This is a genomic window from Micromonospora sp. WMMB482 (assembly GCF_019038635.1).
Classification (GTDB): Bacteria; Actinomycetota; Actinomycetes; order Mycobacteriales; family Micromonosporaceae; genus Micromonospora; species Micromonospora marina.
Genome location: NZ_JAHOPD010000020.1, coordinates 1,823,065 through 1,841,882, shown reverse-complemented (window position 1 = coordinate 1,841,882; position 18,818 = coordinate 1,823,065). Strand labels below are relative to the sequence as shown.

General features: G+C 73.9%; 20 protein-coding genes. 15 read left to right on the top strand and 5 right to left on the bottom strand.

The annotated features are described in order from the left end of the window. Window positions 1–10: 10 nt before the first annotated feature. From KSK32_RS09575 to KSK32_RS09560, 4 genes are all read left to right on the top strand, one after another. Window positions 11–499, top strand: a complete 489-nt coding sequence (locus tag KSK32_RS09575) for a DUF3180 domain-containing protein (protein ID WP_216935944.1) — start codon at window positions 11–13, stop codon at window positions 497–499. Between the two features lie 113 nt (window positions 500–612). Beyond that, entirely contained in the window at window positions 613–1,839 is a 1,227-nt protein-coding gene (locus tag KSK32_RS09570) for an ABC transporter permease (protein WP_216930532.1), read from the top strand. 60 nt (window positions 1,840–1,899) lie between these two features. Next, window positions 1,900–2,202 (top strand): hypothetical protein, encoded by a 303-nt coding sequence (locus KSK32_RS09565; protein WP_018786620.1) that lies wholly within the window; start codon window positions 1,900–1,902, stop codon window positions 2,200–2,202. Window positions 2,203–2,285: 83 nt separating this feature from the next. Continuing rightward, window positions 2,286–2,777 (top strand): hypothetical protein, encoded by a 492-nt coding sequence (locus tag KSK32_RS09560; RefSeq protein ID WP_216930530.1) that lies wholly within the window; start codon window positions 2,286–2,288, stop codon window positions 2,775–2,777. Window positions 2,778–2,823: 46 nt separating this feature from the next. On the opposite strand, the gene KSK32_RS09555 is transcribed toward KSK32_RS09560, so the two are convergent. Further along, on the bottom strand, window positions 2,824–3,417 hold the full coding sequence (locus tag KSK32_RS09555) for an NAD(P)H-dependent oxidoreductase (RefSeq protein WP_216930528.1): 594 nt from the start codon (window positions 3,415–3,417) through the stop codon (window positions 2,824–2,826). Between the two features lie 120 nt (window positions 3,418–3,537). On the opposite strand from KSK32_RS09555, the gene KSK32_RS09550 reads away from it, so the two are divergent. Then, window positions 3,538–3,918 (top strand): helix-turn-helix domain-containing protein, encoded by a 381-nt coding sequence (locus KSK32_RS09550; protein WP_216930526.1) that lies wholly within the window; start codon window positions 3,538–3,540, stop codon window positions 3,916–3,918. Window positions 3,919–3,994: 76 nt separating this feature from the next. Here the strand turns inward: KSK32_RS09550 and KSK32_RS09545 are convergent, their stop codons facing one another. Together KSK32_RS09545 and KSK32_RS09540 are read right to left on the bottom strand one after the other, a co-directional pair. Beyond that, a complete protein-coding gene (locus KSK32_RS09545; protein WP_254186991.1) occupies window positions 3,995–4,696 on the bottom strand; it encodes an SDR family NAD(P)-dependent oxidoreductase in 702 nt (233 codons plus the stop codon). 104 nt (window positions 4,697–4,800) lie between these two features. Next, entirely contained in the window at window positions 4,801–5,799 is a 999-nt protein-coding gene (locus KSK32_RS09540) for an ABC transporter ATP-binding protein (RefSeq protein WP_216930522.1), read from the bottom strand. Window positions 5,800–5,801: 2 nt separating this feature from the next. On the opposite strand from KSK32_RS09540, the gene KSK32_RS09535 reads away from it, so the two are divergent. From KSK32_RS09535 to KSK32_RS09520, 4 genes are all read left to right on the top strand, one after another. After that, entirely contained in the window at window positions 5,802–6,491 is a 690-nt protein-coding gene (locus tag KSK32_RS09535) for an ABC transporter permease (protein WP_216930520.1), read from the top strand. Continuing rightward, window positions 6,488–7,210, top strand: coding sequence for an ABC transporter permease (locus KSK32_RS09530; protein WP_216930519.1), 723 nt, complete (start codon window positions 6,488–6,490; stop codon window positions 7,208–7,210). The genes KSK32_RS09535 and KSK32_RS09530 overlap by 4 nt, the downstream gene beginning before the upstream one ends. 154 nt (window positions 7,211–7,364) lie before the next feature. Continuing rightward, on the top strand, window positions 7,365–8,369 hold the full coding sequence (locus KSK32_RS09525) for a glycine betaine ABC transporter substrate-binding protein (protein ID WP_216930517.1): 1,005 nt from the start codon (window positions 7,365–7,367) through the stop codon (window positions 8,367–8,369). A gap of 124 nt (window positions 8,370–8,493) precedes the next feature. Beyond that, the gene (locus KSK32_RS09520) at window positions 8,494–10,371 is read left to right on the top strand and encodes a hypothetical protein (RefSeq protein ID WP_216930515.1); all 1,878 of its coding nucleotides are present in this window, start codon (window positions 8,494–8,496) and stop codon (window positions 10,369–10,371) included. A 58-nt stretch (window positions 10,372–10,429) separates the two neighbouring features. Here KSK32_RS09520 and KSK32_RS09515 read toward each other — a convergent pair whose 3' ends face one another. Together KSK32_RS09515 and KSK32_RS09510 are read right to left on the bottom strand one after the other, a co-directional pair. Next, window positions 10,430–11,599 (bottom strand): NADH-quinone oxidoreductase subunit D, encoded by a 1,170-nt coding sequence (locus KSK32_RS09515; RefSeq protein ID WP_216930512.1) that lies wholly within the window; start codon window positions 11,597–11,599, stop codon window positions 10,430–10,432. Further along, window positions 11,596–12,678, bottom strand: a complete 1,083-nt coding sequence (locus tag KSK32_RS09510) for an SAM-dependent methyltransferase (RefSeq protein WP_216935942.1) — start codon at window positions 12,676–12,678, stop codon at window positions 11,596–11,598. The genes KSK32_RS09515 and KSK32_RS09510 overlap by 4 nt, the downstream gene beginning before the upstream one ends. Before the next feature lie 193 nt (window positions 12,679–12,871). On the opposite strand from KSK32_RS09510, the gene KSK32_RS09505 reads away from it, so the two are divergent. The 6 genes from KSK32_RS09505 (at window position 12,872) to nadC (ending at window position 18,812) form a co-directional block, all read left to right on the top strand. Continuing rightward, window positions 12,872–13,801: a Rossmann-like and DUF2520 domain-containing protein gene (locus KSK32_RS09505; RefSeq protein ID WP_216930505.1), complete on the top strand. Its 930-nt coding sequence runs from the start codon at window positions 12,872–12,874 to the stop codon at window positions 13,799–13,801. After that, complete coding sequence (panC, locus tag KSK32_RS09500; RefSeq protein ID WP_216930503.1) at window positions 13,801–14,643, top strand: pantoate--beta-alanine ligase; 843 nt, start codon at window positions 13,801–13,803, stop codon at window positions 14,641–14,643. Before KSK32_RS09505 ends, panC begins: the two co-directional genes overlap by 1 nt. A 30-nt stretch (window positions 14,644–14,673) precedes the next feature. Further along, on the top strand, window positions 14,674–15,102 hold the full coding sequence (panD, locus tag KSK32_RS09495) for an aspartate 1-decarboxylase (RefSeq protein WP_216930501.1): 429 nt from the start codon (window positions 14,674–14,676) through the stop codon (window positions 15,100–15,102). A 170-nt stretch (window positions 15,103–15,272) separates the two neighbouring features. Beyond that, a complete protein-coding gene (locus tag KSK32_RS09490; RefSeq protein ID WP_216930499.1) occupies window positions 15,273–16,166 on the top strand; it encodes a septum formation family protein in 894 nt (297 codons plus the stop codon). A 61-nt stretch (window positions 16,167–16,227) separates the two neighbouring features. Next, window positions 16,228–17,919 carry an L-aspartate oxidase gene (locus tag KSK32_RS09485; RefSeq protein ID WP_216930497.1) on the top strand — a complete coding sequence of 564 codons (1,692 nt, stop codon included), beginning with the start codon at window positions 16,228–16,230 and terminating at the stop codon, window positions 17,917–17,919. Beyond that, window positions 17,916–18,812 carry a carboxylating nicotinate-nucleotide diphosphorylase gene (nadC, locus tag KSK32_RS09480; protein ID WP_216930495.1) on the top strand — a complete coding sequence of 299 codons (897 nt, stop codon included), beginning with the start codon at window positions 17,916–17,918 and terminating at the stop codon, window positions 18,810–18,812. The genes KSK32_RS09485 and nadC overlap by 4 nt, the downstream gene beginning before the upstream one ends. Window positions 18,813–18,818: the final 6 nt, after the last annotated feature.

Below are 18,818 nucleotides of genomic sequence, written 5' to 3'. Positions count from 1 at the left end.
CCGCTTCCGGATGGGGCCGACCCGGGCCTCCACGCTGGTGGTGGCCGGTCTGGCCGCCGCCGCGGCGGCCTGGCTGCTGATCAGCGGCTTCTACTACGACTTCGCGCCCGACGTGCCCTGGCTGCCGGTGATCACGCTGGCCGGACTGGCCGTGCTGGAGGGCTACGCGGCGGTGAACACCCGGGGCCGGATCGAACGGCGACCCGGCCGGGAGCCGGTGAACCCGCTGCTGGTGGCCCGGTTCGTGGTGCTGGCCAAGGCGTCCGCGCTGGCCGGAGCCATCTTCGCCGGCTTCTACGCCGGGCTGACCGGCTGGCTCTTCGTGGAGCGTACGAACGCGGCTGTGGGTGACCGGCCCGCCGCGCTCGGCGGCCTGATCGCCGCGCTGGCGCTGGTCGCGGCCGCACTCTGGCTGGAACGCTCCTGCCGCGTCCCCGAGCAGGAGGACGACGAGGACCGCGAGCCGGGCGACCGGGAGACGCCCCGCGGGCGTCTCTGAGGGTTCCCCCCACCCCGGCCCGGCGGTACCGTCCCTGGCGACCGGAGAGCGACGGCCGCCACCGGTCCGCCCGCCCGTGGGCCGGACGCGGCCACCTGGGGAGGCGCGAGCCAATGGCGTACGACGATGCGGGCCGGACAGCGCCGCCGGAGACGTCGTCCGGGGTGCCCGCTGCCGTACTGGAGAACGTCTTCGACGACCCGGCGCACGGCGAACCCGGCCGGGACCGGATCGCGGTGCACGTGCTCTGGGAGTTCGTGCTGCTCGCCGGGCTGGTGACGATGGCCTGGCTGCTGTGGCGGGAGGACGCGGACGCGCTGCGCGGCGGCGCGCTGAAGACCCTGCTCGTCGACGTGGCCGCGCTGGGCCTGCTCACGCTCGCCGCCGGCCTGAGCCTGCGGGCCGGCGCGGTGAACCTGGCGATCGGCCCGGTCGCGCTGGCCGCCGCGCTGCACTTCGCCGAGCAGGGCGACCGGGGGATGCGGGAGGCGCTGCTGCCGGCGCTGGCGGTGGCGGCGGTGGCCGGGCTGGCGCTCGCCCTGGCCGTGGTGGTGCTGCACGTACCCGGATGGGCGGCGAGCCTGGCCGGGGCGGCCGGCGTGATCGTCTACCTGGAACGGCGGACCGGTCCGGTGACGGTGCAGGGTGACTACGACCCCAGCCGCAGCGCGCTGTACTTCTTCGTCGGCTTCGCCGCGGTCGCCGTCCTCGGTGGCCTGTTCGCCGCGATGAAACCGGTACGCCGGCTGATCGGCCGGTTCCGCCCGGTCGCCGACCCGGCCCGGCGGCGCGGCGCGGTGGCCGCCACGGTGACCGCGCTGGCGCTCGCCGGGTCCACGGTGCTGGCGATGCTCGGCGGCGTGCTGATCGCGGCGAACGGGGACGGTGCGGTCGCGCCCGGCACGGGTCTGGACTGGACCGTGCTGGCGGTCGGCACGGTCATGCTCGCCGGCACCAGCGCGTACGGGCGGCGCGGCGGCATCTTCGGCACGCTGTTCGCGGTCTGCCTGGTGGTGGTGTTCCTGGCCTGGACCGTGCCGTACGGCTGGACGGTCAGCCGGTGGGCGCTCGGCGGCGCCGTGCTCGGCGCCGGGCTGCTCGTCACCCGGCTGGTCGAGACGTTCGGCCGGCCCCGTCCGGCGCCGGCGGCCGGACCCGCCCCGATCCGCCCGGCCCGGGACGGCGCGTTGAGCGGCGGCTGGACGATGACGCCGCCGCCCGAGCCGGCCGATACCTGGCCGTCGGTCCTGCCGGTACGCCAGGACGACACCCCGGTCCAGGCGTGGGAGGCCCCGCGCTGGGACAGCGAGCCCCGGCGCTGGGACGCCGACGAGCGCTGACCACGGTGGCGGCCGTGCGTCCGGCGCGCCGAAGCTGATCTCGCCGGTTAGGCTCGCGGCATGAGCGAGACTCCTGCCCCCGGCGGCCGCACCTTCGACGAGCTCGACAAGCTCTCCACCGAGGAGTTGCGTGAGCAGGCGTTCGACCTGGCGCGCGAGCGCCGCGACGTGAAGTTCTTCTGGTCGGTCCTGCGGCACCTGCCCAACGCCGACGAGGCCGCCGCGCTGGACGGCGCGCCGAACTCGATCGGCCCGACCATCGACGAGGCGAACGCGCTCTGGCGTGAACTGACCGGGCACGGCTACGACGAGTCCGCGCCGCTGCTGCGTGCCGCCTTCATCGACTACCTGATGAAGCACTGAGGTCGATGACGGCCCGCCGGCCGGCGGCGGCCGGCCGGTTGCGCAGGTTTGCCCGGCGGGACCGGCCGGGAACTGACCGCCGCATGGCTCTGAGCAACCGCCCCCGCACCGTCTCCCGGTACGGCACGGCCGCCGGCACCGGCACGCTCGCCGCGTTTCTGCTCGTCGCCGTCGGCGGCAGTCCGATGTACGTGGACTGGGCGCAGCGCGGCACCGACCCGACCGGCGCCGGTGGCTGGTTCCTGCGGCTGCTCGCCTGGCCGTCCTGGCGGTGGCAGGCCGACGAGGGCGTGTTCGCGACCAACCTGCGGGCGATCCTGCTGCTCGTGCTGGCCGCGGCACTGCTGTACCTGCTACCCGGCCCGCAGGTCGACCGGGTGACGTCCTCGGGCAGCCAGTTCCTCTCCGGCTGGGGCGCGTACGCGCTCGCCGGCGGGCTCAGTGCCCTGCTCGCCACGCTCCTCGGCCCGCAGGGCTCGCTGTTCGCCGCGTTCCAGGCCGCAAGCACCGGCGTCACGTACGGCTTCTTCGCCGGCTGGATCGTCGGTCTGGCGAGCCTCGGCGGCCGGGCCTGAGCGAGCGCCGGGGAACTAGGTTTCCTGGTCGGGCTGGGGAACCCGCTCACGACAAGCGAAGAACGGCCTGCAGGTGCTCGCCGAAGCGTTTGAGGTCGGCCTCGGCCTCGGGGTTCTTCATCACGTCGAAGGCGGCGAACGTCGGTAGCGGCGAGAGACCGAAGAAGCGGGCATTCAGGTGTACCGGGCGCAGCAGGTCGTCAACCGAATCGCCCCGGAAGAACGGTTCTGCCGGGTCGTCGAAGGCCTCCCGGGGAGCGTTGAAGGTCACGGACAGCAGGTAGTGGGACCCACTCAGCGAACCGCCACTGCCGTAACCGACCTTCGGTCGCTCAGCGCTGCGGCCATCGCCGGCGCAGAGCCGGCCGTCCATCCCCGCGGTGTACACCTCGTCCATGTACTTCTTGAACGACCACGGCACGCTCATCCAGTTGACCGGGAACTGCATGATGATCATGTCAGCCCGCTGATGGTTGGCAACTTCGGACTCGATGTCGTAGCCCTGTGCGACCTCGGTCACCCGCACCTCGTACCCATGGTCCCCGAGTTGGCCCCTGGCCTGTTCGACGAGAGCCGCATTCAATGTTCCCGGCGCGAAGTCGTACGGGTGGTGCCCGTTGACGATCAGGGCGTTCGGCATTGTTCTTGGTCCTTTCCCACGACAGGAGCCAGCTTTTCGACCGGCCGGACTCAAGGGTCGCTCGGGCGGGAACCAATGACAACCAGTATACTTTTAGTAACCTTAGGAGGTGGGTCGGCTGTGGAGGCGAGGGTCACGCGGGACGATCAAGGCCGGGCGACCGTGCAGAACGCGTGCGCAATTCCCTGCGCCGTCGAACGGGGGATGCGCATCCTGGGCGGCAAGTGGACGGGCTCCATCCTGTGGCACCTGAAGGACGGGCCCGTGCGATTCAACGACCTGTCCCGGATGATCGGCGGTGCCAGCAAGAAGATGGTTACCGACCGGCTGCGACAGTTGGAGCGGCAGGGGCTGGTGACACGCGAGGTGCAGGACACCTCACCGGTTTCGGTGCATTACCTGATCACTCCCTTGGGGCGGACCGCCCTGGGCTTCCTCGACGAGCTGCGTCGCTGGGCGGAAGACCTCCCGGAAGCGACACTGGCCGGGCCGGCGAGCTGATCCGCGGGGCCCTCGACGCCGAGCCGGCACCACCGTCTCGGGTCGGTCGGGGCTGGCAGTGCCGGTCGGGGAGGCACTACCCGAGGGTCCAGCCGCCGTCCACCGGGATCACCGCGCCGACGACGTAGGACGCGGACGCTGAGGCGAGCCAGGCGATGACGTCCGCGGCCTCGTCCGCGCCGCCGAGGCGCCGCGCCGGCACCACCCGCCGCAACTCCTGCTGGAACTCTGGGTCGGCGGCGGTCTCCGGAGGAAAGTAGGACGGGTTCTCGATGAAGTTCGGGGCGATGCCGTTGACCCGCACACCTTGACCGGCCACCTCCCAACCGACGCTGCGCACGATCGCCACCTGGGCCGCCCGGGCCGCCTCGTACGCGACGATGGGATGCGAGGACGTCCGCAGGGCGGTGGCGGAGGTCGGGACCACTACCGAGCCGCCGCCGGCCTGGATCATGCCCGGTAGGCATGCCGCCAGCAGCCAGAACAGGGGATGAACGAGTTCGTCGAACGCGGCCGACCACTGTGTGTTCGTGTGGGCGGTGGTAGGTGCGACCGTGATCGCTGTCTCCAGGTTCGCCACCACAACGTCGAACGGGCCGTGTTCCGCCGCGAGTCGGTCGGCCTCCGCCCGTGACCGCAGTCGACTGGTCACCGCGGTTACCTCCGCGCCGTCATGCCGAAAACGCCGCACGACCGCCGGGCCGAGGAAGTCCGCCGCATCGGTGACCAACACACGTCGCCCTTGCACCGGGTTCCCGTCCTCCCGCCCGCCGCGCATTTCCCGTCAGCGGCAGATCGTCAGTCAGCCTACCGCCTGCGCCGGCGGCTCGACGGCAGATCGCGGACGGTTCGGTGAACGTCCGGGCCGATGGGTCGGTTCGGTCAGGCGCTGTCCACCGCGCCGAGGCTCAACACCCGGTTCCGGGCGATCAGCCCCACCGGGCTGCCGTCCTCGGTGACCAGCGCGTGGTCGGTGCCGGAGGTGAGCAGCGCGCCCAGCGCGTCGTAGGCCGAGTCGCCGAGCGCCACAGTGGGCAGGCCGGTGCCGCCGTCGGCCGGGAGCGGATCGAGCACCGCGCGGGTCACCGGGGTCACGGCGAGACGCCGGATGCCCCGGTCGGCGCCGACGAACTCGCGGACGAAGTCCGAGGCGGGCGAGCCGAGCAGCGCGGCGGGTGCGTCGTACTGCTCCAGCCGGCCGCCCTCGGACAGCACCGCGATCCGGTCGCCCAACCGGACCGCCTCATCGAGGTCGTGGGTGACCAGCACGATCGTCTTGCGTACCTCGGCCTGCAACCGCAGGAACTCCTCCTGGAGGCGGGTCCGGACGATCGGGTCCACCGCCGAGAACGGCTCGTCCATCAGCAGCACCACCGGATCGGCGGCGAGCGCGCGGGCCACGCCCACCCGCTGCCGCTGCCCGCCGGACAGCTCGTGCGGGTACCGCCGGCCGAACTGGGCGGGGTCGAGACCGACGAGTTCCAGCAGCTCGCCGACCCGGTCCCGGGTCCGCTGCTTCGGCCAGCCCAGCAGCCCCGGCACGGTCGCCACGTTCGCGGCGACCGTCTGGTGCGGGAACAGGCCGACATTCTGGATGACGTAGCCGATACGGCGGCGCAACTCCACCGGATCGACCCGGGTGACGTCGTCGTCGCCGAGCAGGATCCGGCCGTCGGTCGGCTCGATCAACCGGTTGATCATCCGCAGCACGGTCGACTTGCCGCAGCCGGAGGGGCCGATGAGCACCACCAGCTCGCCCGCCTTGACCTCCAGGCTCAGCTCGCGGACCGCCTCGGTGCCGTCCGGGTAGCGCTTGCGGATGCGCTCCAGCGTGATCGACGCCGCGCCGCCTCCGGCGGTGCCTCCCGGGGTACCGTCCACGTGTGTCCCTCCACCTGAGCTACCGGGCCGACCCGGGTAATCCGTGGTTCTCCTGGCAGTACGTGCGGGACAACTCTGACACGATCCTCGCCGCGCTGCGGGAGCACACCTCGCTCACCGCCCGAGCCGTGGTGATCGCCGCGCTGGTGGCGCTGCCGCTCGCGGTGCTCGCGTACTGGTTCCGGTCACTGTCGGCGCCCATCCTGGCGGTGACCGGGGTGCTCTACACCGTCCCGTCGCTGGCGTTGTTCGCGTTCCTCGCGCCGTACCTGGGCATCGGCGCGATCACCGTGCTCACCGTGGTGGCGCTGTACGCGTTGCTGGTCATCGTGCGCAACGCGCTGGCCGGGCTGAACCAGGTGCCGCCGGAGGTGCGCGAGGCCGCCGAGGGCATGGGGTACGGCAGGTGGGGCCGTCTCTTCCGGATCGAGCTGCCGCTGGCGCTACCCGGCATCCTCACCGGCGTACGGCTCGCGACCGTGTCGACTGTCGCGCTCGTCACCGTCGGGGTGGTGGTCGGCCGGGGCGGGCTCGGCCAGCTCATCTTCGGGGGCTTCCAGAACAACTTCTACAAGGCGCAGATCATGACCGGCACGGTGCTGTGCGTGCTGCTGGCGCTGGTGCTCGACCTGGTGCTGGCGGGCATCGGACGCCTGCTCACCCCCTGGCTGCGCGGGAGGTCCGCCCGGTGAACCCCGTCGAGCAGGCAGTGGTCTGGCTGAACGACCCGCTGAACTGGACCAATCCCGGCGGCGTGCTGGACCGCCTCGGCGAGCACCTCAGCATCTCCGCGCTGGCGGTGCTGCTGGGCTGCCTGGTGGCCTGGCCGATCGGGCTCTGGCTCGGGCACAGCGGCCGGGGCGGCGGGCTGGTCCTGCTGGTCTCCAACGTCACACTGGCGATCCCGACGTTGGCGTTGCTGACCATCCTGCCGCTGACGTTCCTCGGCTTCGGCCGCCCGGCCGTGGTGGTGGCGCTCGCGGTCTTCGCGGTCCCGCCGCTGCTGGCGAACGCGTACACCGGGGTGCGGCAGGCCGACCCGGAGGCCCGGGACGCGGCCCGGGGGATGGGTCTGTCCGGCGGGCAGGTGCTGCGCCGGGTGGAACTGCCGCTCGCCGTGCCCTACCTCGCGGCCGGCTTCCGCACCGCGGCGGTGCAGGTGGTGGCCACCGCCGCGCTCGCCTCGTTCGTCAACGGCGGTGGGCTGGGCCAGATCATCCGGGCCGGCTTCGGGCTCGACATCGCCGCCGGCGGCGGCCAGATCATCGCCGGCGGCGTCCTGGTGGCCGGGTTGGCGCTGCTCGTCGAGGGGATCCTCGCCCTGGTGGAGCGGCTGGTGACGCCGCGCCCGCTGCGCCGCGTACGCAGGCGGGCGAACCGCCGCGCGACGGCTGCGACGACCGGCGGTTGAGCCGTCGGTGACGATCGGGTGACGAAAACCGCTCCGAGTTTGTCGGTCGGGTGCGGAGGATATTGGCTGGAGTCGCGGGTGGCCGTCCGGATCGCCCGTCGGACACGCGGCCGGCCCGAGGGGGCCGCGCCGGGACACGGAAGGCGGGCACTGAATGCGCGCGCGTACGACACTGGCCGCGGGGGCGCTCGGCGCACTCACCGCTGCTGTTCTCCTCACCGGCTGCGGGGACGCAGGCTCGTCCGGCACCGACGCGCCCGAGCAGGGCGCCTCGGGTGCGGGCTGTGCTCCGGTGGCGGGTGACCAGCTCGTCGTCCTGACCGACGACAAGAAGCTCCAGAACACCGACAACGTCATCCCGGCGATCAACGCGAAGGCGGCCACGCCGCAGCTCGTCGCCGCGCTGGACAAGGTCTCCGCGAAGCTCGACACCCCGAAGCTGATCCAGCTCAACCGGGCGGTCGACGTCGACCGCAAGACGCCCCAGGTCGCGGCGCAGGAGTTCGCGTCCGCCAACGGCGTGACCGACGGGATCGAGAAGGGCCCGGGCGGCCAGATCACTGTCGGCGCCGGCAACTTCAGCGAGAGCCAGACCATCGCCGAGCTCTACAAGATCGCGCTCACCGCCGCCGGCTACGAGGTCAAGGTGCAGACCATCGGCAACCGGGAGCTCTACGAGCCGGCCCTGGAGAAGGGGCAGATCCAGGTCGTCCCGGAGTACGCCGCCACCATGGCGGAGTTCCTCAACACCAAGGCCAACGGCAAGGACGCCCAGCCCGTCTCCTCGCCGGAGCTGGACAAGACGGTCGCGGCGCTGAAGACCGAGGGTGACAAGGCCGGCCTGGTCTTCGGCCAGCCGTCCCAGGCGCAGGACCAGAACGCGTTCGCGGTGACCAAGGCGTTCGCCGACAAGTACGGCGTGTCCACGCTCTCCGAGCTGGCGGAGAAGTGCTCCGGGCAGGCCACCGTGCTGGCCGGGCCGCCGGAGTGCCCGCAGCGGCCCAAGTGCCAGGCCGGCCTGGTCGAGGTCTACGACTTCAAGGCCGGCTCGTTCAGCTCGCTGGACGCGGGCGGCCCGCAGACCAAGAACGCGCTGAAGACCGGCTCGGCGAGCGTCGGCCTGGTCTTCTCCTCCGACGCGGCGCTGGCCGCGAGCTGACGCACCACCGCCGGCCGGCGCCACGCGTGCCGGCCGGCGGCACGGCTGCCCGGTTCGACGGGCCGCTCATCGAGTGGCGCCGACCCGTTCCCCTCGGGTGGAACTCTCGGTACTCTGCTCAGCCATGCCCGCCTCGGTCGCGCCCGCCGAAAAGAGCACGCCCACCCTGCTCACCGTCCTGTTCTGGGTCGGTGTGGGGCTGGCTCCCCTGGCGGCGCTCATCCTGCTGATCGCCGACGGCAACGGCTCGCTCCGGTTCGGCGCCGTCGTGGCGATCCTCGCCGTCGTGCTCATCGGTCTGTCCATCGCGCTGCGGCCGGAGAGCGGTTCCGGGGGCGCGGCGTCCGAGGAACTGCGCGAGGAGTTGGTGCAGCTCCGGCGGGAGCTGCGAGCCGAGATCGTGGCCGCCGCCCAGCGCGGCAACCAGGCGCTCGACCAGGCACGCCGGGCCGAGGAGGTGGCCGGCGCGGTACGGCACCGGCTCGACGCGGCCGCGGCCGGACTGGCCTCCGCGCCCGCGTCCGCCTCGGCGTCGACCTCCGCGTCGGCGCCGGAGCGCCCCAGCGGTGCGGCCCGGGTGCCGGTCACCGGCACGCCTGACGCCGGCCGGGCGCACCCGGCCAGTCGGGACGACGACGAACCGGCCCGGCCGGCGTACTCCGGCGGCCGCTACGGAACCGACTACGACACGGATCCGCCCCGGACCGGCCACCACGACGCCGACCCGTCCCGGGGCGGCCACTACGAGGCCGAGCCGTCCCGGGCGGGCCGCTACGACGCCGAGTCGTCCCGGGCTGGCCGCTACGGCGCCGAGTCGCCTGGAGTCGGCCGCTACGACTCGGAACCGGCGCGGACCGGCCGGCACGACGCCGAGCCGGCGCGGGCCACCGTACGTCCGGACCGGCCGGCGAGCGGGGTGTACGGCGCGGGGCGGGTGCCCGAGCGGGTCGATCGGCCGGAAACCCGCCCGGTCGGCGTGGTCCACCACACCGAGACGGTGCACGTCACCACCCGGCACACGATCGTCGGCGGTGGTGAGCCGACCGGCACCCGGTACGGCGGATTCCGCGGCGGCTGGCAGGACGAGGACCGGTCCCGGGGCGCGGACGCGGCCGACCACTGGCGCACGGGACACCGCGACCCGGGCCGGGACGACCGGTCCGGCCGCCGGGCCGGGTCCGACGAGGGTGGCCGGGGTGCCGCAGCCGACGGGCACTCGTGGACCGACCCCGGGCGTCCCGGTACCGAGCATCCGTGGGCGGGTGTCGGCCGGGCCGCCGCCGGGGAGCACGGCTGGTCCGGGCCTTCCGCCGGGGACCAGGGCTGGTCGGGGCGTACCGCCGGGGGTGGGTGGTCGAGCGACCAGGGGCGGACGGATGTGGAGGAGCAGCGGCACTGGTCCGGCGGCGATGCCGACCGGGCCGGTCGGTCGGCGAGCGACTGGCCCTCAGCCGCAGCGAACGTACCGGCGGACGGCCGGGCGGGCACCGACGGCGACCAGTGGTCCGAGATGCGTGCCGGCAACCGGTGGGCCGCGGTCCGCGACGACGGTGCGGGCCGGGAGATCCGGCTCGGGGAACGGCGGGCCGCCGTGCACGCCGACGGCGGCGGCACCGAGTACCGGGTCGAGGACCGGTGGGCCTCGGTACGCGGCGGCGGGCCGGACGCGAACGGGCCGGGCGGACCGGACGCCCGCTGGTCCGGGGAGAGCCACCCGGGGCTGCCTGCCGGTGGGGTGCCGGTGCCGGACGAGTGGCGGCCGCCGACGCAGCGCAGCGGCCAGGCGGAATGGCGCCAGCCACCTCCGGAGTGGCGTCAGCCCGGATCGGAATGGCGTCAGCCCGAATCGGAGTGGCGCCAGGCCGAGCCGGAGTGGCGTCAGCCGGACCCGGAGTGGCGTCGGCCCGAGCCGGAACGGTGGCCGGCGGAGCCGGAGTGGCGCAACCCGGAGCACGGTGGACACGGCCGGCCACCCCGGGACACCGGCGACCGCTGGCGCTGACCGTGCCCCGCTGAGCGCGGCCGCCGCGACTGCTACCCGTTCACGGCCGCCGCGACTGCTACTTGTCGATGTCGCCCACCACGAAGAACATCGAGCCGAGAATGGCGATCAGGTCCGGCACCAGGCAGCCGGGCAGCAGCGACGACAGCGCCTGCACGTTCGCGTACGAGGCGGTGCGCAGCTTGAGTCGCCACGGCGTCTTCTCGCCCCGGGACACCAGGTAGTAGCCGTTGATGCCGAGCGGGTTCTCGGTCCAGGCGTACGTGTGCCCCTCCGGCGCCTTCAACACCTTCGGCAGCCGCGTGTTCACCGGCCCGCTGATCCGGTCCACCCGGTCCAGGCACTGCTCGGCGAGGTCGAGCGAGACGTACACCTGGTCGAGCAGCACCTCGAAGCGGGCGTGACAGTCACCGGCGGTCTTCGTCACCACCGGCACGTCGAGCTGGTCGTAGGCCAGGTACGGCTCGTCGCGACGCAGGTCGAGGTCGAGCCCGGAGGCGCGGGCGACCGGCCCGGACGCGCCGAACGCGGCGGCGTCGGCGGCGGACAGCACGCCGACCCCGACGGTACGGGCCAGGAAGATCTCGTTGCGCCGGATCAGGTCGTCCAGGTCGGGCATCCGGCGGCGTACCTCGGCGATGGCGGCGCGGGCGCGCCCGGTCCAGCCGGCTGGCACCTCCTCCTTCAGGCCGCCGACCCGGTTGAACATGTAGTGGATCCGGCCACCGGAGACCTCCTCCATCACGGCCTGGATGGTCTCCCGTTCCCGGAACGCGTAGAACATCGGCGTGATCGCGCCGATCTCCAGCGGGTACGAGCCGAGGAACATCAGGTGGTTGAGCACCCGGTTCAGCTCGGCCAGCGCCATCCGCAGCCAGGTGGCGCGCTCCGGCACCTCCATGCCCATCAGCCGCTCGACAGCGAGCACCACACCCAGTTCGTTGGAGAACGCCGACAGCCAGTCGTGCCGGTTCGCCAGCACGATGATCTGCCGGTAGTCGCGTACCTCGAAGAGCTTCTCCGCCCCCCGGTGCATGTAGCCGACGATCGGCTCGGCGGCGACCACCCGCTCCCCGTCGAGCACCAGCTTCAGCCGGAGCACGCCGTGCGTGGAGGGGTGTTGCGGCCCGATGTTGAGCACCATGTCGGTGCCGAGCTGCTCACCGCCGGCGCCGGTACCGACTGTCAGCTCGCGGAGGTCGGCGGCGTCCGTGGTCATGCCCGTCATCGTGCCACGACCGCGTCGAGCGCGACGCCGACCGGCTGCCGCAGCCACAGGTGCCCGCCGAGCCCGGCCGGGTCGGTCAGCTCGGCCGCCGCCGACGCCGCGGCCAGCGCCCGCAGGTAGCCGGCCGGGTCGCGGGAGGCCAGGCTCAGCGGCGGTCGCCCGCCGTCGGCCCCGAGCGCCCGCAGCGCCTCCCGCTGAGAGACCAGGGAGTACGCGCACCGCGCGACCCGCTCACCGGCGGAGGCGACCGAGTCCATGGCGACGTGCGCCGTCACGTCGCACGACCCGTCCGGGACCGGCGGCACCTGTCGCCCACCCCGATACCCGGTCAGCGTCCCGTCAAGGGGACGCGTGCGACGCAGATGCCCGTAGTCCACCGCGAGCGCCAGCCCGCGCGCAACCTTCCCCACTGCCCCGGCCCAGGCTTCATCCCGCGACCACCCGATCTCCGCCCTCACCCCGCCCCCGCCCTCGGCGTTGATCAAGGAGTTTGTGTCCTGATCCGGGCCCTCCGCGGCCACAAACTCCTTGATCACCGGGGGCGACAGGGTGGGAACGGGGGTGGGACGCAGGGTGGGGTCGGGGGGCCACCAGTGGGCCAGCCAGGTGGTTTCGGAGAGGGAGAGGGCAGGGCCCACCGTCTCCACGCCGGTTGCAGGGTCCACCACGAGGAGGCGCCAGCCCGCCGGGGTGTGGACCGCCACGTCCACCGGGACGTTGTCCAGCCATTCGGCAGCCAGGAGCAGGCCGGTTATCCCGTCGGGGATGTCAGCCTGCCAGTCGATCTCCGGCGGCAGGTCAGCAGGGCGGGGCGACAGCTCCACTGCCACCGGGTGGATTCGGGCGGCCAGCTCGGGTGCGGCCTGTGCCAGCAGCGCCCGGAGCAGCTCGCCCCGGCCCGCGCCCACGTCCACCACGTCCAGCCGGGCCGGGTGCCCCAGCGCCGCGTCCACCGCTTCGAGCTGCCGGACCAGGCAGGCGGCGAAGACGGGCGAGGCGTGCACGCTCGTCCGGAAGTGCGCGGCGGGCCCGGCGCCGGAGACGAAGAAGCCGTCCGGCCCGTACAGCGCCCGCTCCATCGCGTCGCGCCAGCGCAGCGGGGAGGTCACCGTGCCGACCCTACGGGACGTACCCGAACGGGCGGTTTGCCCGCCACCGCAGCTGCGGCTTCCGGCGGCCCGTGAAGGTTTTCACACCTTCTTGTTTCGGGTCTGTCACCCGGGCGCATACTTGCCATCGACCGGTACCCCCTTCGAGGACTGGATCGCTGCCATGAGCGCACCGCTGCGCCCCCGGGCCACCACTGCCCCGCCCGTCTTCCCGCGTACCCTCACCGTCGGCGTCCTCGGCGCCGGCCGGGTCGGCGCCGTACTGGGCGCGGCCCTCGCCGCCGCCGGTCACCGGGTGGTCGCCGCGTCCGGCGCCTCGGGCGCGACGAAGGCCCGGCTGGCGCTGCTGCTGCCCCAGACCTCGCACCGTTCCGCGCCCGCCGTGGCCCGCGCCGCCGCCGACCTGCTGATCGTCGCGGTCCCGGACGACGCGCTCGCGGGCATGGTCGCGGACCTGGCCGCGAGCGGCGCGCTGCGCCCCGGCCAGGTGGTGGCGCACACGTCCGGCGCGCACGGGCTCGCCGCGCTGGCCCCGGCCGTCGAGGCGGGCGCCCGGCCGCTCGCGCTGCACCCGGCGATGACTTTCACCGGCACGCCGGACGACCTGTCCCGCCTGCCCGGCATCTCCTACGGGGTGACCGCCCCGGCCGAGTTGCGCCCGTTCGCGGCCCGGCTGGTGGCCGACCTGGGCGGCGTACCGGAGTGGGTCGGGGAGAACGACCGCCCGCTCTACCACGCGGCACTCGCGCACGGCGCGAACCATCTGGTGACGCTCGTCAACGAGGCGGCCGACCGGCTGCGTGACGCCGGGGTGGAGCGGCCGGAGAAGGTACTCGCCCCGCTGCTGCGGGCCGCGCTGGAGAACGCGCTGCGGCTGGGCGACGACGCGCTGACCGGCCCGGTGTCGCGAGGCGACGCGGGTACCGTACGCCGGCATCTGGACCGGCTGGCGCGGACCGCGCCGGAATCAGTACCCGCGTATCTGGCGTTGGCACGACGGACGGCGGACCGTGCCGTCGCGGTCGGCCGCCTCCGCCCGGCGGACGCGGCCGCGCTGCACGACGTGCTCGACGGAATCGAGGTGGCGGCCTGATGGCCGAGGTGCTGCACACACGCAAGGAACTGGCGGCGGCCCGCGAGGCGATGGCCGGCCCGGTCGGCGTGGTGATGACCATGGGCGCGCTGCACGCCGGGCACGAGGCGCTGCTGCGGGCCGCCCGCGAGCGCGCCGGCCACGTCATCGTCACGATTTTCGTGAATCCGCTGCAGTTCGGCCCGAACGAGGACTTCGACCGCTACCCGCGCACGCTCGACTCCGACCTGGAGATCTGCCGCCGGGCCGGGGTGGACGTGGTGTTCGCGCCGTCGGTCAGCGAGATGTACCCGGAGGGCCGCCCGACGGTGCGGCTCGACCCGGGGCCGCTCGGCGAGGACCTGGAGGGCCTGAGCCGTCCCGGCTTCTTCCACGGCGTGCTCACCGTGGTCATGAAGCTGCTCCAGCTCACCCGCCCCGACCTGGCCTTCTTCGGCGAGAAGGACTACCAGCAGCTCACCCTGGTCCGCCGGATGGTCCGCGACCTCGACGTGCCGACCGAGGTCGTCGGCGTGCCGACCGTACGGGAACCGGACGGGCTGGCCATGTCCAGCCGTAACCGGTACCTGTCGGCGGAGCAGCGGCAGATCGCGCTGAGCCTGTCGGCCGCGTTGCGGGCCGGCGCGGCGGCGGCCGAGCGGGGTGCGGACGCGGGTACTGTGCTGGCCGCCGCGCACCGGGCCTTCGACGTGCCGGACGCCCGCCTGGACTACCTGGTGCTCACCGACACCGAGCTCGAACCCGGCCCGGTCGCCGGTCCGGCCCGGCTGCTGATCGCGGCCTGGGTCGGCGCCACCCGCCTGATCGACAACACGGCGATCCACCTCGCGCCGCGTCCCTGAACCCCATCACGAAAGCGGAAAGGCACCCCGATGCTGCGGACCATGCTCAAGTCGAAGATCCATCGGGCCACCGTGACCCAGGCCGACCTGCACTACGTCGGCTCGGTGACGGTGGACGAGGACCTGCTCGACGCGGCGGACCTGCTTCCCGGCGAGCAGGTCGCGATCGTGGACATCACCAACGGCGCCCGGCTGGAGACGTACGTGATCCCGGGCCGGCGGGGCAGCGGCGTGATCGGCATCAACGGCGCCGCCGCGCACCTGGTGCACCCCGGTGACCTGGTCATCCTGATCTCGTACGGGCAGATGGACGACGCCGAGGCCCGCGCGTACCACCCCCGCGTGGTGCACGTCGACGCCGACAACAGGGTCGTCGACCTCTCGGCCGACCCGGCGACGGCGGCCCCCGGCACGGCAGGCGCCCCCGTCCCCAACCCTCTCGCCGCCTCTCGCCGTTGATCTTGCAGTTGCGGCCCCTCCGTCACCCCTTCACGGCGGTTTGCCGGGGCGGCTAGTGCAAGATCGGCGGGGCGGGCGGGCGGGGAACGCGGTCTGTCACCGGAAGGTCATTTTCGGCTACCCTGGGCAGACCGTCGGGGACCGACGGTCGTCGGCTGGGGGAGGCCGCGATGCGCCGTGCGATGAGCTTCCTGGTCGCCGCGATGGTCGCGGGCGCCGCCCTGACCGGCTGTGCCGACGCCGGCGGGCTGGACGGCGACCTCACCGACGACTGGGCCGCGATGGCGGCTCCCGGGCCGTTCACCCCGGCCGCCGGGGTCTGCCAGGTCGCCGACTTCACCCCGAGCGTCGGCCTGACCGCGTACGCGCCGGTCGGCTGCGAGCTGCCACACCGGGTGGAGACCGTGCACGTCGGTGCGTTCACCGCCGACCGGCCCACCCCGCCGCCGCTCACCTCACCCGACCTGCGTACCGCGTTCGCCGACTGCGACAAGCGGGCCACCGGGTACGTGGGTGACGACTGGCGTGCCGGGCGGCTCCGGCTGGCGGTGGCGGTGCCGACGGGCGCGGGCTGGACGGCCGGCTCCCGCTGGTACCGGTGCGACCTGACCGAGCTGACCACTGTCGAGGCGGCGGCCACCGTGGTCACCCGGACGGGCAGCCTGCGCGACGCGCTCAAGACGCCGTCCCCGCTCCGGCTCGGCTGCCAGCGCACCGGGCGGGACGCGGGCCGCGTGCAGCGGCTCACCCCGGTCGACTGCACCGTGGCGCACGACGCCGAGTTCGTCGGGGTGTGGGTCGCGCCGGACCACCCGTATCCGAAGAAGCCGGAGGACTGGGTGCCGCTCTACGACGGCTGCTTCGGCGTGATCGCCCGGTACGCGGGGGTGCCCGCCGACGCCTTCCTGCGCTACCGCAGCGACGTGGTGGTCCGCCCGCCCGCGGCCGGTCGCTGGGCGGTCGGCGACCGGGGCGTGCGCTGCTACCTGTGGCTCAGCGACCGGACGGTGACCACCTCGCTCAAGGGCGGCGGACCGGCCGCCCTGCCGCGCCGGACGAGGTAGCGGACCGCACTCGTCACGCCCCCCGCGCCCGAGCCGAGTTCGCTTCGGGTTGACTGTGCTCATGGACCTACCGACCGTCGACCTGCCGGCGCTTCCCCGGCTGCTCGCCGCACCAGCCCCCGGCTGGGTGGAGACGACAGACGTGATCGTCGTCGGTTCCGGTGTGGCCGGGCTGACCGCCGCGCTGCACCTGCGCGAGGCGGGCCTGCACGTCACGGTGGTCACCAAGGTCGACATGGACGAGGGCTCCACCCGCTGGGCGCAGGGCGGGATCGCCGCCGTACTGGACCCGGCGGACACCCCGGACGCGCACGCGTACGACACGCAGGTCGCCGGCGTCGGCCTGTGCGACCCGGCGGCGGTCCGCGCGCTCGTGGCCGAGGGTCCGACCCGGCTGCGCGAGCTGATGCGTATCGGGGCGGAGTTCGACCGCAACCCGGACGGGTCGCTGATGCTGACCCGGGAGGGCGGCCACCGGGCCGACCGGATCGTGCACGCCGGCGGCGACGCCACCGGCGCGGAGGTGCAGCGGGCGCTGCACGACGCGGTCCGCCGCGATCCGTGGATCCGGCTGGTCGAGCACGCTCTGGTGCTGGACCTGCTGCGCGCTCCCGGCGACGGGCCGGGCGGGCTCGGCCCGGCCTGCGGCATCACGCTGCACGTGCTCGGCGAGGGCAGCGAGGACGGCGTCGGGGCGATCCTCGGCCGCGCGGTGGTGCTGGCCACCGGCGGGATGGGGCAGATCTTCGCCGCCACCACCAACCCGGCGGTCTCCACCGGGGACGGGGTGGCGCTGGCGTTGCGCGCGGGCGCGGCGGTCACGGACGTGGAGTTCGTCCAGTTCCACCCGACCGCGCTGATCGTGCCGGCCGGCGGGCCGGGCGCGGGGCTGGCCCAGCAGCCGCTGGTCTCCGAGGCGCTGCGCGGCGAGGGCGCGCACCTGGTCGACGGCGACGGCAAGCGGTTCATGGTCGGTCAGCACGAGCTGGCCGAGCTGGCACCCCGGGACGTGGTCGCGAAGGGCATCCACCGGGTGCTGCTCGCGTCCGGCGCCGACCACGTGTTCCTGGACGCCCGGCACCTGGGCGGCGACTTCCTGGCCCGGCGGTTCCCCACCATCGTGGCGTCCTGCCTGGCCATCGGCGTGGACCCGGCGACCGACCTGATCCCGGTCGCGCCGGCCGCGCACTACGCCTCCGGCGGCGTCCGGACCGACCTGCGCGGGCGCACCTCCATCCCCGGCCTGTACGCGTGCGGCGAGGTCGCCTGCACCGGCGTGCACGGCGCCAACCGGCTCGCCAGCAACTCGCTCCTGGAAGGGCTGGTCTTCTCCCGCCGGATCGCCGAGGACATCGCCGCCGGGCTGCCCGAGCAGGCCCGCCCGGCGGAGACCGGCGCCTGGGTGGGCGGTCCGGGCGCGCTGGTGCCGGCGACGGGCACGGCGGAGCTGCAACGGGCGATGACCCGGGGCGCGGGCGTGCTCCGGTCGGCGCGGACGCTGGAGGCCACCGCCGCCACGCTCACCGGGCTGGGCGCGGGCCGGGGCGTGCCGCGTACCGCCGACTGGGAGGCGACGAACCTGCTGACAGTGGCGTCGACGCTGGTCGCGGCCGCGTACGCGCGCCAGGAGACGCGGGGCTGCCACTGGCGGGAGGACTTCCCGACGGCCGACGAGAGGTGGCTGGGCCACCTGGTGGCCGAGGTGGGTACGGACGGCATCGTGGCCGAGCGCTGGGAGGAGAACCACTCATGAGGGAGTCGACGGAGCGGGCGCTGCGGGACGGCGGCCTGGACCCGGAGCGGGTCCGGCACGTCGTCGTCGACACGCTGCGCGAGGATCTGGGGCCCGGCTTCCTCGACGTCACGAGCGTGGCCACCATCCCGGACGAGCAGCACGACACGGGCGATCTGGTGGCGCGCGCCGACGGCGTGGTGGCCGGACTGCCGGTCGCCGCCGCCGTGTTCGAGCTGGTCGGCGAGGTGACCGGCGCGGGGCGTACGGTCGAGGTCTCGCTCGTGGCCCGCGACGGGCAGCGGGTGGCGCGCGGCGACGTGCTGGCCACCGTGACCGGGCCGACCCGGCTGCTGCTGACCGCCGAGCGGACGGCGCTGAACCTGCTGTCCCGCATGTCCGGGGTGGCGACGCACACCCGGGCCTGGGCCGACGCGCTGGCCGGCACGAAGGCGACGGTGCTGGACACCCGCAAGACCACGCCGGGCCTGCGGGCGCTGGAGAAGTACGCGGTCCGGGCCGGTGGCGGCACCAACAAGCGGATGGGCCTGTACGACGTCGCCATGATCAAGGACAACCACAAGGTCGCCGCGGGCGGGATCGGTGCCGCGTTCCGCCGGGTGCGGGAGGCGTTCCCCGACGTCGCGGTGCAGGTCGAGGTGGACACGCCGGCCGAGGCGGTGGAGGCGGTCGAGGCGGGGGCCCGGTTCCTGCTGCTGGACAACATGACCCCGGCGCAGCTGCGCGAGGTGGTGGCGTCGGTGGGCGACCGGGCGGAGCTGGAGGCCACCGGCGGGCTGACGCTGCCGATGGCGGCCGAGTACGGCGCGACCGGCGTCGACTTCCTCTCCGTCGGCGCGCTCACGCACTCCTCGCCGATCCTGGACATCGCCCTCGACCTGCGCGACGTCTAGGCTGCC

Bases quoted from the DNA above. Each gene is read 5' to 3' on its own strand.
- KSK32_RS09575 (WP_216935944.1), top strand. From the start codon at position 11: ATGGGGCCGACCCGGGCCTCCACGCTGGTGGTGGCCGGTCTGGCCGCC.
- KSK32_RS09570 (WP_216930532.1), top strand. From the start codon at position 613: ATGGCGTACGACGATGCGGGCCGGACAGCGCCGCCGGAGACGTCGTCC.
- KSK32_RS09565 (WP_018786620.1), top strand. From the start codon at position 1,900: ATGAGCGAGACTCCTGCCCCCGGCGGCCGCACCTTCGACGAGCTCGAC.
- KSK32_RS09560 (WP_216930530.1), top strand. From the start codon at position 2,286: ATGGCTCTGAGCAACCGCCCCCGCACCGTCTCCCGGTACGGCACGGCC.
- KSK32_RS09555 (WP_216930528.1), bottom strand. From the start codon at position 3,417: ATGCCGAACGCCCTGATCGTCAACGGGCACCACCCGTACGACTTCGCG.
- KSK32_RS09545 (WP_254186991.1), bottom strand. From the start codon at position 4,696: ATGCGCGGCGGGCGGGAGGACGGGAACCCGGTGCAAGGGCGACGTGTG.
- KSK32_RS09525 (WP_216930517.1), top strand. From the start codon at position 7,365: ATGCGCGCGCGTACGACACTGGCCGCGGGGGCGCTCGGCGCACTCACC.
- KSK32_RS09520 (WP_216930515.1), top strand. From the start codon at position 8,494: ATGCCCGCCTCGGTCGCGCCCGCCGAAAAGAGCACGCCCACCCTGCTC.
- KSK32_RS09515 (WP_216930512.1), bottom strand. From the start codon at position 11,599: ATGACGGGCATGACCACGGACGCCGCCGACCTCCGCGAGCTGACAGTC.
- KSK32_RS09510 (WP_216935942.1), bottom strand. From the start codon at position 12,678: ATGGAGCGGGCGCTGTACGGGCCGGACGGCTTCTTCGTCTCCGGCGCC.
- KSK32_RS09505 (WP_216930505.1), top strand. From the start codon at position 12,872: ATGAGCGCACCGCTGCGCCCCCGGGCCACCACTGCCCCGCCCGTCTTC.
- panC (WP_216930503.1), top strand. From the start codon at position 13,801: ATGGCCGAGGTGCTGCACACACGCAAGGAACTGGCGGCGGCCCGCGAG.
- panD (WP_216930501.1), top strand. From the start codon at position 14,674: ATGCTGCGGACCATGCTCAAGTCGAAGATCCATCGGGCCACCGTGACC.
- KSK32_RS09490 (WP_216930499.1), top strand. From the start codon at position 15,273: ATGCGCCGTGCGATGAGCTTCCTGGTCGCCGCGATGGTCGCGGGCGCC.
- KSK32_RS09485 (WP_216930497.1), top strand. From the start codon at position 16,228: ATGGACCTACCGACCGTCGACCTGCCGGCGCTTCCCCGGCTGCTCGCC.
- nadC (WP_216930495.1), top strand. From the start codon at position 17,916: ATGAGGGAGTCGACGGAGCGGGCGCTGCGGGACGGCGGCCTGGACCCG.